We start from the raw sequence: 13,265 nt of genomic DNA, 5'->3' as shown, positions 1-13,265 counted from the left end.
GCACGGCGTGATGCGACACTCACAATTCTCGGGCATGGCCCGCTCCTACAACCCGGACTTCCCATGACCGTCGCCCAGCACCAAGCCGAAGCCGAACGCCTCCTCCACGCCGCCGGGATCCTTCCGGTGATCACCGTCGACAGCATCGACCAGGGACGCCGCATCGCCGAGGCGCTGCTGTCCGGCGGGCTGCGCACGCTGGAGCTGACGCTGCGTACGCCGGCGGCGCTGGAAACCCTGGCGGCGCTGAAGAAGGAGCTGCCGGACATCGTCATCGGTGCCGGCACCGTGCTCGACGCGGCACAGGTGCGTCAGGCGATCGACGCCGGCGCCGACTTCCTGGTCACGCCGGGCACGCCGCCGGCGCTGGCCGACGTGCTGGCGCAGGCGCCGCTGCCGGCGGTGCCGGGCGCCGCGACCCCGACCGAACTGCTGGCGCTGATGGCGCGCGGCTTCCGCGTCTGCAAGCTGTTCCCGGCCAGCGCGGTCGGCGGCCTGGCGATGCTCAAGGGCCTGGCCGGACCGCTCACCGGGCTGAAGCTGTGCCCGACCGGCGGCATCGGCGAGGGCGATGCCGCGGACTACCTGTCGCAGCCGAACGTGGTCTGCATCGGCGGCTCGTGGATGGTGCCGAAGCCGTGGATCGACGCCGGCGAATTCGACCGGGTCACCGCCGGCGCGGCCAAGGCCGCCATCATCGTCGAGCGCGTGCGCAACGACGCGACCGCGTAGCGCCGAGCTTGCCCGGCTGCGCGGGCTCCGGAGCCGGGAGCAGCGGAGCAAGCTCCGCTCTACGGGCCTCGGAAATGCGCGTCTGCAATCCGGTCCGTACGGTCGGCGTCGAGGGCCTACGCAACGCGGCCGCCGCGTAGAGCCGAGCTTGCTCGGCTGCGCGGGCTCCGGAGCCGGGAGCAGCGGAGCAAGCTCCGCTCTACGGGCGTCGGAAAAGCGTCGCCAGTGCGTAGCCCTCGCGCCACCACAGCCGGGCGTGCGCCAGGAACCAGACCACCAGCAGCACCCCCAGGTGCCATTCCAGCACGTTCTCCAGCCGGTCCTGCAGTTCGGTGCCGCCGGCCAGTGCGGTGGCGACGACGTTGGTGATGCCCAGCACGAGCATCGCGACGCAGACGGTCAGCATCGTCGTCCCGGTGAGCCGATCCAGCGCGCCCGACCGGCGCGCCAGCCGCAGGAACAACAGCTGCGCGAGATAGCTGCAGCCGAAGTAAACGATCACGCCGTAGCGGCGCAGGAACCGGTACATCTCGCCTTCGCTGCCGAGGAAGGCGGCGTAGACCGCCAGCGCGACCGCCCCGATCACGCCCATCCCGGCGATCCAGGCCGAGGCCCCGACACGCTCGCGCAGCCAGCGCGCCGCCAACCACCAGTGGATGCCGACCAACAATGCGCATGGCAGCACCAGCAGCCGGAACACGTGGTTGCCCAGCCCGTGCCGCGCCGCGCGGCTGATCGAAGTACAGCCTTCCAGGTAGGGCACGCAGAACGGGACATGCCCGGCCTGCACCGACAACCACCAGGCCCAGTGCGCCGCCACTACCAAGGTGATCGCGATCGCGAACGGAACCGGCCAGAGCGGAATCGGGGAACGGGACATGCGCGGACGGCTCCGGACGGTCCGCCGCAGGTTAACGCAGCCATCGTGTCCTGCGTAGGAGCGCACCGCAGGGGCGCGATACCGCGGGCATTACGCCGCCCGCACATTCCGGTGACCGGCGCGCCTGCCGGCCGGGATCGCGGCATCCACCGGATCCTGCCGGCACCCGCGGTATCGCGCCCCTGCGGTGCGCTCCTACGGTCAACCCTTCACGCTTCCCAGCAGCAGGCCCTGGATGTAATACCGCTGCAGCAGCAGGAACAGCAGCAGCACCGGGATGACGGTCACCACCGCGCCGGCCATCATCAGTTCCACGTCCTGCACGTGTTCGCGCGACAACGCGGCGATCGCGACCGGCAGGGTGTAGTTGTCCTGGTCCGTGAGCACGATCAACGGCCACATGAAATCGTTCCACGCCGCCATGAAGGTGAAGATGGTCAGCGTGACCAGCACCGGCTTGAGCATCGGCAGCACGATCCGGAAGAAGATCCGCAGTTCCCCGGCACCGTCGATCCGCGCCGCCTCCAGCAGCTCGTCCGGGATCGAGCGAGCGTACTGCCGCACCAGGAAGATGCCGAACACCGTCGCCAGCGCCGGGATGATCACCGCGCCGAAGCTGTTGACCAGGCCGAGGCCCTTCATCATCAGGAACAGCGGCAGCATCGCCACCTGCGCCGGGATCACCAGGGCCGCCAGCAGCCACCGGAAGATCCGCTCGCGGCCGCGGAAGCGCAGCTTGGCGAAGGCGTAGCCGGCCAGCGTGTTCACCAGCAACGCGCCCAGGGTGATCGCCCCGGACACGACCAGGCTGTTGACGAAATAGCGGCCCATGCCGGCGCGCGCGAACAGCGCTTCGTAGTTGCCGGTGCTGAGCGCCGAAGGCAGCAGCGGCGGCGGGAAACCGCTGGCCTCGCCCTGCGGCATGAACGAGACCGACAGCATCCACGCCAGCGGCGCCAGCGCGACCAGCGCCAGCGCCGCCAATGCGCCATTGACGGCGAACACGGACAGGCGGCCGGTACCGACGTCGCGGTTCATACCATCTGCCTGCGACGGCCGAAGCGCAGCAGCACCGTGGTCACCGCGAGGATGATCAGGAACAGCAGGAACGCCACCGCCGAGGCGCGGCCCAGGTTCCACCACATGAAGCCCTCCTCGTACATGAAGTACAGCACGCTCACGGTGCTCTGCAGCGGATCGCCGCGGGTCATCACGTAGGGCTCGGCGAACAGCTGGAAATACCCGGAGATGGTGATCACCCCGACCACCAGCAGCACCGGCCCCAGCATCGGCAGGGTCACGTGCAGGAACTGCTTCCAGCGCGAGGCGCCGTCGATGCGCGCGGCCTCGTACAGGTCCTGCGGAATCGCCTGCAGGCCGGCGAGGAAGATCACCATGTTGTAGCCGAAGTTCTTCCACACCGCGAACAGGATGATCGTCGGCATCGCCCAGCGCGGATCGCCCAGCCAGTCCACCGGCGAGATGCCGACGTGGCCGAGCGCCCAGTTCACCAGCCCGTAGCTGGTGTGGAACAGGTAGCGCCAGATCACCGCCACCGCCACCAGCGTGGTCACCACCGGCGCGAACAGCGCGGTGCGGAACAGCGGCTTGAAGCGCGCGACCCTGGCGTTGAGCAGCATCGCCGCGCCCAGCGACACCGCGATCGACAGCGGCACGCCGACGACCACGAAATACGCGGTGTTGCCCAGCGATTTCCAGAACAGCGGCGTGCGCAGCAATTCGGCATAGTTGTCGAACGCGACGAAGCGCAGGTTGTCGAGGTGGGCCAGCGCGTAGAGATCGAAATCGGTCAGGCTGAGCAGCAGCGCCGAAGCGACCGGGACTGCGAAGAACACGCCGAGCACCACCAGCGCCGGCGCGGCGAACACCCATCCGGCGAGGCTAGCGCGCACCGTCTGCTGCCTCGGGCATGGTCATTCGCTCGCGTGCTCCTGCGGGTGCGACTCGTGCTTCCGGTTCCATCGCCGGAGTTCTGCTGCGTTCGCCGGGCCAAGGCGAAAGCCGGAGCAAATCCCCCCAGCCCCCCTTTTTCAAAGGGGGGAAAAGCGAAAAGCCTTCGAACTCGGGCGTCGTCACCTGCCGCAACGCCGAACCGGCTCCGGTGCGCGCGGTGCTCCCCCCTTTGAAAAAGGGGGGCTGGGGGGGATTTGCGGGACGCTCGCCGTTCACAACCCTGCCCCATGCTCGCGCACCCAGCGGCGTTTCTCCAGCAACGCGTCGACGCGCGCGTCCAGCCGGCGCACCGCCGCGTCCTGCGACATGCCGCCGCGCACCACGCGTTCGCTGGCCAGGCGCATCTCCTGCATGATCCGTTCCCACTCCAGCACCTTGGGCGTCGGCTTCACCCGCTCGAGCTGGTCGCGGAAGGCCTGCGCGTATTCGTCCTGCTGCAGCTCCGGATACTCCCAGGTGCTGCGCCGCGGCGGCAGGTTGCCGATCAGGGCGTGGAAGCGCTGCTGGACGTCGGGCCGCGACAGGAACTCGATCAGCTTCCAGCTTTCGGCCTTGTGCTCCGACTGCCGGGACATCACCAGGCTGGTGCCGCCGGCGATGCCCGCACCCGGGCCGTCCGGCCCGGGCAGCGGCGCCGTGCTCCAGTCGTCCTGCACGTCCGCGGGCAGGCGGCTGCGGAACTCGCGGATGTTCCACGGTCCGGAGACGTAGAAGGTGAAGAAGCCGCGCCCGAACTCGTCCCAGACGTTGGAGATCTGCGTCTCCGACATCGGCGGCGCCCAGCCCTGCTCGAAGATGCCGACGTAGAAGGCCAGCGCGCGGCGGAAGCCGTCGCTGCGGAAGTTGCCGCGGGTGCCGTCCTCGCGCAGCAGCGGATCCTCCTGCTGCAGGGCCAGCGACAACAGCTGCTCGAACTCGTTGAGCGGCAGCATCGCGGCGTAGCGCCCGGAGCCGACCTCGCGCTCGACCGCGGCCATCGCCGCCTCCCATTCGGCCCAGGAGCGCGGCGGCGCGTCGAAACCGGCCGCGGCCAGGATGTCCTTGCGGTAGAACAACAGCCGCGTGTCCACGTACCAGGGCACGCCGAGCAGCTGCCCGTCGATGACGTTGGTGTTCCAGATGCCTTCGAAGTAGTCGCCCTGCTCCACCACGGCGGACCTGTCGACATAGGGCTGCAGCGGCTCCAGCGCGCCCAGTTCCGCGAATTCCGGCACCCAGGTGTTGCCGAGCTGGAACAGGTCCGGCAGCGCATCGGCCGCGAACGCGGTCAGCAGCTTCTCGTGCGCCGAGGTCCACGGCACCTGCTGCACGCGCACGCGGATGCCCGGGTGCTCGCGCTCGAAATCGGCGATCAGCTCCGAGACCACCTCCGCCTCGCGGCCCATCGCCCAGAAGCGGATCACGGTCTCGTCCGTACCGCGGGCACAGCCGGCCAGCAGCACTGCTGCCAGGCAGCCAAGAACGATCAGCCTCAGTCCCCGTGAAACCGACGGAAGCCGCGGCCTCTGTGGGAGCGAGGAAGGCCGCGGCCTCTGTGGGAGCGACGGGAGTCGCGACGCGGGTGTGTCTGCGGGCCGGGACGCGGTAGGCTTCCGTGCGTACCGGCGTCGCGACTCCCCGGCGACGGCATGCCGCCGCCACTCCCACAAGAGCGCCTGGCCGCGATCGTGAACCGTCTCCTGCATCGCGCCAGCCTACTGCACCGGCCGCGTCGCGCCACCGTCCGCTTCACTGTCCTCCTGATCCACCGGTGCGCCCGGCTCGCGCTTGCCGGGCACCGCATCCGCCTTTTCGCCATCCGGGCGGTCGCCGGCTTCGGCGCTCCCTTCCTCCGCGGAGCCACCGGCCGACGCTTCCGCCTCCTCGGCCTTCTCGGCTGCCTCCAGCCAGCCGCCGGTGAAGCCTGCACGGCGCAGGCCTTCGCGGATGTAGGGGTTTTTGCGCATCACCTTCCAGACGAAGTCGTTGCGGTAGTTGGCGATCATCGCCAGGATCGGCCCCTGGTCGATCGAGATGTAGTCGCTGGCCACCCAGCCCATGTCCGGCACGATGCGCCCGGTCTTCAGCGGCACGTCGTAGCCGAAGCTGGGATTGAACGCATCGAGGAAGCCGTAGCTGGAGAACAGGTGCTCGCCGTAGCGCTCGTGCATCTCCTCGGTGGCGGGGATCACGATCTCCGGCGCGAACGCGACCGACGCCACCGCCGCCGTGGGCGCGATGGTGCCGTCGTCGAAGGCCACCCGCAGGCCGGCGCCGCGGGCGCTGTAGTGGCGGAACTCGCGCTCCTCGCCCTCGTACTCCTGGTCGGTGCGCTGCGGACCGTCGCTGGCGGTCAATCCCCACACGTTCTCGCCGTAGTCCTTCCAGCGCATCGGGTTCTCGATCGCGTACTGGCGCTGCGCATAGGTCGCGCGGCGGCTGTTCTCGAAATAGTCGATCCCGCGCTCGCGCATGTAGGCGTCGCGGATGCCGCGGAAATCCACCCAGGTGTGCGAGTACTGGTGGCCGAAGTGCGGCGCGAAGCTCAGGTATTCCTGGCCCTGGAACACGCCCCAGCTCTCCTCGTAGGTGCGGGTCCACGCCTCCCACGCCTCGGGCTCGACCGGATGCGTGGGCGAGCCCAGCGCCAGGATGTAGACCAGCATCGCCTCGTCGTAGCCGGTCCAGTCGTGCTGGATGAAACCGCGTCCCGGGTACCAGCCCATCGAGATCAGCGGCGGCCGCTGCTGCAGCCAGGGCCATTCCACGCGCCGATACAGCTCGTCGGCGATCTCGCGGATCTCCCGTTCGCGCTCGTCGTCGCCGTCGAAGTAGCTCTGCGCGAACAGCACGCCCATCATCAGCAGGCCGGTATCGACGCTCGACAACTCCACCCAGGGCTCGTAGCGGTGGCCGTCGTCCATGTCGATGAAGTGGTAGTAGAAGCCCTTGTAGCCGGTGCGGCCCTCGGCCTCGGGTCCCATGTCCGCGTCGCGGAAGAAGCGCAGCGTCGTCAGCGTGCGTTCCACCGCCTGGTTGCGGCTGATCCAGCCGTTCTCCAGCCCGATCGGATAGGCGGTCAACGCGAATCCGACCGCGGCGATGCTGGAAAACGGACGCGAGGGAAAGCGGTCCGGCGTCAGCCCGTTCAGTTCGTTGGTGGTGTCCCAGAAGAACTGGAAGGTGCGCTTCTCGATTTCGCGGAACAGCGGCGGCAGTTCCGGCGGGCCCGGCGGCCCGGCCTCCTCCGGCCGCGGTTCCGGTTCGGGTTCGGGCACCTGCGCGATCGGTCCGGGGCGCGGCGGTTCGACTTCTGGCGCCTCCCGTTTGCAGCCGCCGAGCAGCGCCAGGCCCAGCAGGGCCAGGCAGACGGGAATCCAACAACGTCGACCGATTCGTATCATGACAACCTTTCTGTAATCGTTTACACGGGCAGTTTAAAAAATCGGCCGCCCGCTTGCGAGGGCGGCCGGCGGAGCAAGGCTTACCAGTTCACGCCGAAGGAGAGTTTGAACGAGCGCATCGGCTCATAAATGTCGAGTCTGTGGGCGCCAAGATCCGGATTGGGTCCTTCATCGACATCGCCCCAGTAGTCATCGAACGTCCTCCAATTGCGCCAGTTGAACACGTTGAGCAGATCGGCACGGACATAGAAGTTGATATCGGCACCTGTATCCCAGGTCTTGGTCGCCGCAAGGTCGAACCTTTTGAGTCCGATCGTGCCTTCGGGGGTGAAGGAATCCCATTGGCACAGGTTCGGCCCGGCCAGACAGTTCTCCGAAATCTGCCGCTTGGGGCTTTCCAGCGTGAGCTTACCCGACCAGGTGACGCCCCACGGCCCGTCCCAGATGGCCGTACCGACGAAACGATGCTCTGCGACATTGCGCGCGGGCAGCCAGCCGATGTGGTCGGTATCCGGCCGCGAGAAGATCTCCGGCCATCCCTCGGGCACGATGTTCTGCTCGCCGTCGGTATAGGTGTAGGCGAACGTCGTGCCCCAGCCGGAGTCCTCGCTGAAGGGTTTGTCGAGCTTGAGCAGCAGCGAGTTGGTCTTGGTCTCGGCCATGTTGTCGACCAGCAGGATGGTGCCGACCGGCGAGGCGAAGCCCCACGGTGCGCCGGAGGTGTCGCCCGGCTCTGCGAAGAAGCTGCCGTCCTCGCGGCGGTTGCCGAGCCGGAACACGATGCCGTCGTGGCTGCGCACGTGCGACAGCGTCACTTCGCTGTTCCACTCGTGGCCGAACATGTCGAAGATGTTGCGCACGCCCAGGCTGAACTGATCGGAGTACGGCACCTTCAGGTCGTTGTTGTTGAGGTACCACTCGCGTCCGGTGTTCAATGTCTGCGCGAGCTGCCGGAGCGCATCGGGATCACGGTATGCCTCGTCCCAGGGGATGCAGCCCGCGGCGTTCCTGCACTCGCCGTCGACATCGACGAAATACGCGTTGTATCTGGCGAAGGAAGCCCGGTTGACCTCGACCTGCAGGTAGTCGAACAGGTTGCGGTCGTAGGCGCGGCCGGCGCCGCCGAAGACCACGAAACGTTCGTCTGCATTGACGTCGTAGGAGAATCCCACGCGCGGCTGCCACGCATCCTTGAAGGCATCGCGGTTGCCGCCGTCACTCAGATAATTCTCGATGTCGTAGTCGATGTTCGGCCCCTGCAGGTTCGGCCAGGCACGCAGCGCCTCGGCGACCTCGGGCGGCGTCACGTAGTCTTCGTAGGTCGGGGTCTCCTCGTAGTCCCAGCGCAGGCCGAGGTTCAGGGTCAAGTGATCGTTGACCTCCCAGTCGTCCTGAATGTAGATACCGAACTGCTTGTTCTTCGAGGTGGTGAAGCCTTCCGCGGTCCCGGGAATGCCGGCGCCGAATTCGGCCCGATACGGCTGCTCCGTGCTGAGGCCGATGTCGTAATAGAACATCGGGTTCGAGAAATGACGCTCGGCCGCCTCGACTTCGACACTCTTGTACTTGACGCCCATCTTCAGGGTATGTCCTTCCCAGCCGAAGAAGGTCAGGTCGTCCTGGAAACCCCAGCCGCGCTGGCCCTTGTCCTGGTTGTTGGGGCTGCCGCCGGCATTGAGGATGTCACCTATCTGCAGCCGTTCGCCCGGCGTCGACAGGTCCGATACCCGCAACGCATAGCCGGGCGCGGCCACTACGCCATGCGGCGCGAAGGAAGTATCCTCGAACGTGATGTGCGCATCGTTCAGCCAGCGCTCGCTGTTGAACTGATAGCGCAGGTCGTAGCGTGTCACTTCGTTCGCGTTCAGGGTGGCGCGCTCGGGCACGTTTCTTTCCCCGACCCCGATGATCTCGTCTTCCTCGCGCACCTGCGCGGTGAACTCGAGGAAGCTGGAGTCGTTGATCGACCAGCTCAGCTTGCCGAAGTACATGTCCTGCTGGAACGGCGAACTCGCGGGCCCCAGCTGTGCCAGCAGGTCGTCGGGCACGTCGTCGACGTCGTAGCGGCCCTCCTCGCCCAATTCCACGGTCTTCGGCGTCACGTAGTCCTTGGCCTCGTAGGCGACGAAGAAGTGCAGCCGATCCCGGATGATCGGCCCGGCCAGCGAAACGCCGTACTGCTCCTCCTTGGAGTCGACCTTTTCGCCGTCCTCCTCTTCGGCAGGCGTCGCCTTGCGCCAGTCCGACGAGGTGCGATCCCAGAAGAAGCTGCCCTCGAACTCGTTGGTGCCCGATCGGGTGGCGGCCACCACCGCAGCGCTGCTGATCTGGTCGAACTCGGCCTTGTAGTTCTGGGTAATGACCTTGTACTCGCCGATCGCCGACTGCGGGAACGGGTTGCCGCGCGTGGAATCCTGCCCCGCCACGCCGCCGGGCAACGTGTAGCTCTTCTGGCCGACGCCGTCGATGAACACGTTGACGGCGCTCGCGGCCTGGCTGCCGGAGCGCAGGCGGGTGTTGCCGTTGGCGTCCTGGATGAACTGGACCCCCGGCACCGTATCGGCGAACGCGAGGAAGTTGCGGGTGCCCTGCGGCAGCGATTCGATCTGCTTCTGTGTCACGTAGGTCGCGATCTCGGACGTCCGGGTCTCGGCCAGCATGGTGCCGGTCACCGTCACCGTCTCCAGATCGGTGGCCTCGGGGGCCGGAGCGGCCTCTTCGACGCCGCCGACTCCCAGATTCAACGTGGCGGTCTGCCCGACCTGCAGGGTCACGGTCTCGGTCGTGGCCTGCCCGTCCGCGGTGACCTGCACGCGATAGGTGCCCGGCGGCAGGCCGGCGAGGTTGTAGCCGCCCGCGGCGGTCGACTGCACCGTCCGACTGAGGCCGGTGTTGACGTTGGTCGCGGTGACCTGCGCGCCCGCGGCCGGCTCGGAGTCGGCGGAGACACGACCGCGCAGGGTCGCGGAGGTGGCCTGCGCCAGGGCGGCAGGAGCGGCGAGCGCCAGGCCGAACGCCATGGCACAACAGAGCAGTTTGCGGGCCGGCGCGCGGCCCGCACGGGGGGAGGAAAGTACGTCAGTCATCAAAAGAACCTCGAGGTCTCAGGAGGGTTGTTGTTGTTGTGCAATCCATGCGGGTCCGAGGATCCGCACCACCCCCCTCATGGCGCCGACCTCGCTACCAGTCCACTGCGAACGAAAGCTTGAAGGTGCGCGTGGGCACGAAGATCTCGTTGCCGTTGCGCTCCGCGAAGTCCGGGTTTTCCGGGAGACGACCGTCTGGACCCAGCCCGCGCCTGCCGTCGAACTGGTTCCAATTGCGCCAGTTGAAGACGTTGATCAGGTCGGCCCGCACCTTGAAGCCGATGTCGGTGCCGGTGTTCCAGCGCTTCTCGGCGGCAAGATCGAACTGCTTGAAGCCGATGGTGCCCTTGGGCGTGTACGGGTCGTAGAAGCACCGGTAATTCGGCTCCGGCGGCAGCGGCGATTCCAGGCAGTTGGTGGCCTGCTTCGGTGTGTAGCTGGCCAGGATCAGCTTGCTGCTCAGGGTCACGTCCCACCCCGGCGAATAGATGCCCGATAGCACCAGCCGGTGCCTGGGCACGCCCGTCGAGCGGTAGAACCGGTCGGTGACGAAAGGAGTGTCGAACAGGAACGTTTCGCCTTCCGAGGCGTTGCCGCGGTTCTCCTTCGCATCGCTGTAGGTGTAGGCGAGGTTGACGCTCCACGGCGAAGCGTCGGAGTACGGCTTGTCGATGGAGAGCAACAGCGAGTTCAGCCTGGTTTCGAAGCCGTTTTCGCCCAGAAGCAGGTTACCGTAGCCGGGAGGCGGGATGTTGTCCGGCTGCCCGCCCCGGGTCTGGCCGAGGTCCTCGTATTCGTGGAAGCTGCCGTCCGGCCTGCGGTTGCCCAGGCGGAAGTAGATGCCGTCCTTGCCGCGGATGTGCGACAGGGTGACCGAGGTGTTCCAGTCGATCTCGCCCAGTGTCACGGTATTGCGCATGCCCAGGCTGAACTGGTCGGAGTATGGCGTCTTGAGGTCGTTGTTCATCAGGAAGATCTGTCCGCCGATCCGTGGATTGGCTTCCACGTACGCATCCAGGCCTTCCTGCGTCAGCAGCGCGGGATCGAACGGAATGCAGTTCGGGTTGGCGTCAGGATCGCACTCGTGGATCGAGGTATCGAAACGGATATCGTATGTGGTGAACGCACCGGCGTAGTACTCGCGCGCCATGTAGTCGAACAGGTTGCGGTCGTAGGCGCGCCCGGCGCCGCCGAAGATCACGTGGCGCTGGTCTGCGAACAGGTCGTAGGAGAACCCGACACGCGGCTGGATCGCACCCTTGAAGTTGCTGCGATTGTTGCCGTCGGGGATGTAGTCCTCGATGTCGTAATCGGTATTCTGGATGTTGGGCCAGTTGCGCAGCGTCGCGGCGATATCCGGGTCGAGCACGCGATCCGTGTAGCTGGGATTCTTTTCGTAGTCCCAGCGGATGCCCAGATTGAGAGTCAGCTTCTCGTTGACCTCCCAGTCGTCCTGGACATAGATGCCGAACTGCTTGTTGTTCGTCTCGACGAACGGGTCGCGCCCCACGAACGGCGTGGCGTACTGGATTCTGTACGGCTGCGTCAGGCTCTCGTCGACGTCGTACCAGTAGCGCGGGAACGGCGGGAACCGCTGGAATGCCTTCAGGTCCACGTCCTTGTACTTGACGCCCATCTTGACGGTATGGCCTTCCCAGCCGAACCAGGTGAAGTCGTCCTGGAACCCCCAGCCCTTCTGGCCCTTGTCCTGGTAGTTCGGGCCGCCGCCGGTATTGAGCACCTGCAGATCGAGCTCGTTCGGATTTTCCGGATTCACAACCGTGTAGCGGTTGCTGCTCGTCGGCGTGATCGGCGACGGATTGTAGGCCGCCTCCTCGAAGGTGATGTGGGCGTCGTTCAACCAGTTCTCGGTGGAGTACAGCGAACGCAGGTCATAGCGGGTCTCGTCGTTGTTCAGCGCCGTGCCGGCGGTGGGGACGTTGACGCCGCCGATCCCGAGGATGCCGGTCTCCCGGCGCTCGCGGGCGATGAACTCGATCAGGTGGTCGTCCGTGGCCTGCCAGCTCAGCTTGCCGAAATACACGTCCTGGTTGAACGGCGAACTGGCGCCGCCGTAGTGCGAGGTGATCTCGTCCGGAAGCGTCCGCGAAGCGACCTGGTTGGGCGGCACGACCGGCGACGGCCGGACGATGTCCTTGGCCTCGTAGGCCAGGAAGAAGTGCAGCCTGTCGCGGAGGATCGGGCCACTGAAGGTAGCGCCGTACTGTTCTACCTTCTCCTCGTCCTTGGCGCCCCGCTCATCTTCCCCCGGCGAAGCCTCACGCCAGCCCTCGTTGGTGTGGTCCCAGAAGAAGCTGCCCGAGAAATCATTGGTGCCGGAACGGGTGGCCGCCACGATGGCGGCGCTGCTGATCTGGTCGAACTCGGCCTTGTAGTTGGAGGAGATGACCTTGTACTCGCCGATCGCCGACTGCGGGAACGGGTTGCCCTCGCTGTCGTCCTGGCCGGTGATGCCGCCCGGGGTGACGTAGTTTTTCTGGCCCACGCCGTCGATGTAGACATTGATGTTATTGGCACTCTGGGCGCCGCTGCGCAATTGCGATTCCCGACCGCTGGGTGGCGTGACGAACAACATGCCCGGCACGGTATCGGCGAAGGCCAGAAAGTTGCGTGAGTTCTGCGGCAGCATTTCGATCTGCTGTTGCGAGACGTAGGTGGCGACCTCCGAGGTGCGCGTCTCGACCAGGCGCGTGCCGGTGACGGTCACCGTGTCGAGTTCGGTGGTGGCCTGCTGCGGCCCGGTTTCCACGACCCCTCCGACGCCCACGTCCAGGGTCGCCGTCTGGCCCACCCGGAGCGTGACCGTGCGCGAGCTGGTCTGCCCGTTCGCGGTGACGTCGACGCGGTAGGTGCCGGGCGGAAGCCCGGCGAGGCTGTAGCTGCCGTTAGCGGTGGCCTGCACGCTGCGAGCCAGGCCGGTGCCGAGATTGGTGGCGGTCACGCGCGCATCGGCGGCGGGCGCGTCATCCGCCGAGACCTGGCCCCTCAGCGTCGCGGAAGTCGACTGCGCCAGGACGGCGGGCGCGGCCATGGCCAGGCATGCGCCCAGCGCACAGCTGAGCAGCGTGCGATTACATTTGCGTACGGCGGTGTTGGACTTGTTCATCGGTTCCTCCCCAGGCACTCGGTTATCGGCAAGTCAGCAAGATCTACGTCGCGTGAAATCGTTTACATCCGCATGGAAATAAA

8 protein-coding genes are annotated in these 13,265 nt (G+C 66.7%); 1 reads left to right on the top strand and 7 read right to left on the bottom strand.

Annotated elements, in window-relative coordinates:
* Nucleotides 1-63 precede the first annotated feature (63 nt).
* Nucleotides 64-732: a bifunctional 4-hydroxy-2-oxoglutarate aldolase/2-dehydro-3-deoxy-phosphogluconate aldolase gene (locus tag U3649_RS10825; RefSeq protein WP_407351342.1), complete on the top strand. Its 669-nt coding sequence runs from the start codon at nucleotides 64-66 to the stop codon at nucleotides 730-732.
* A gap of 199 nt (nucleotides 733-931) precedes the next feature.
* Here the strand turns inward: U3649_RS10825 and U3649_RS10820 are convergent, their stop codons facing one another.
* The 7 genes from U3649_RS10820 to U3649_RS10790 form a co-directional block, all read right to left on the bottom strand.
* Entirely contained in the window at nucleotides 932-1,612 is a 681-nt protein-coding gene (locus U3649_RS10820) for a hypothetical protein (protein WP_407351341.1), read from the bottom strand.
* Between the two features lie 201 nt (nucleotides 1,613-1,813).
* Nucleotides 1,814-2,650, bottom strand: coding sequence for a carbohydrate ABC transporter permease (locus tag U3649_RS10815; protein WP_407351340.1), 837 nt, complete (start codon nucleotides 2,648-2,650; stop codon nucleotides 1,814-1,816).
* Nucleotides 2,647-3,525 (bottom strand): carbohydrate ABC transporter permease, encoded by an 879-nt coding sequence (locus U3649_RS10810; RefSeq protein WP_407351339.1) that lies wholly within the window; start codon nucleotides 3,523-3,525, stop codon nucleotides 2,647-2,649. The genes U3649_RS10815 and U3649_RS10810 overlap by 4 nt, the downstream gene beginning before the upstream one ends.
* 273 nt (nucleotides 3,526-3,798) lie before the next feature.
* Nucleotides 3,799-4,989 carry a sugar ABC transporter substrate-binding protein gene (locus U3649_RS10805; protein WP_407351338.1) on the bottom strand — a complete coding sequence of 397 codons (1,191 nt, stop codon included), beginning with the start codon at nucleotides 4,987-4,989 and terminating at the stop codon, nucleotides 3,799-3,801.
* Between the two features lie 291 nt (nucleotides 4,990-5,280).
* On the bottom strand, nucleotides 5,281-6,969 hold the full coding sequence (locus U3649_RS10800) for a glucoamylase family protein (protein ID WP_407351337.1): 1,689 nt from the start codon (nucleotides 6,967-6,969) through the stop codon (nucleotides 5,281-5,283).
* A gap of 80 nt (nucleotides 6,970-7,049) precedes the next feature.
* Entirely contained in the window at nucleotides 7,050-10,055 is a 3,006-nt protein-coding gene (locus tag U3649_RS10795; protein WP_407351336.1) for a TonB-dependent receptor domain-containing protein, read from the bottom strand.
* Nucleotides 10,056-10,149: 94 nt separating this feature from the next.
* A complete protein-coding gene (locus U3649_RS10790; protein WP_407351335.1) occupies nucleotides 10,150-13,182 on the bottom strand; it encodes a TonB-dependent receptor domain-containing protein in 3,033 nt (1,010 codons plus the stop codon).
* Nucleotides 13,183-13,265: the final 83 nt, after the last annotated feature.

This window comes from Luteimonas sp. R10, from assembly GCF_045689605.1.
In the GTDB taxonomy this organism is placed as follows: Bacteria; Pseudomonadota; Gammaproteobacteria; order Xanthomonadales; family Xanthomonadaceae; genus Luteimonas.
Note: the sequence above shows the minus strand (reverse complement) of the source record. Positions and strands in the feature narration are given on the sequence as shown.

Bases quoted from the DNA above. Each gene is read 5' to 3' on its own strand.
- U3649_RS10825 (WP_407351342.1), top strand. From the start codon at position 64: ATGACCGTCGCCCAGCACCAAGCCGAAGCCGAACGCCTCCTCCACGCC.
- U3649_RS10820 (WP_407351341.1), bottom strand. From the start codon at position 1,612: ATGTCCCGTTCCCCGATTCCGCTCTGGCCGGTTCCGTTCGCGATCGCG.
- U3649_RS10815 (WP_407351340.1), bottom strand. From the start codon at position 2,650: ATGAACCGCGACGTCGGTACCGGCCGCCTGTCCGTGTTCGCCGTCAAT.
- U3649_RS10800 (WP_407351337.1), bottom strand. From the start codon at position 6,969: ATGATACGAATCGGTCGACGTTGTTGGATTCCCGTCTGCCTGGCCCTG.
- U3649_RS10795 (WP_407351336.1), bottom strand. From the start codon at position 10,055: ATGACTGACGTACTTTCCTCCCCCCGTGCGGGCCGCGCGCCGGCCCGC.
- U3649_RS10790 (WP_407351335.1), bottom strand. From the start codon at position 13,182: ATGAACAAGTCCAACACCGCCGTACGCAAATGTAATCGCACGCTGCTC.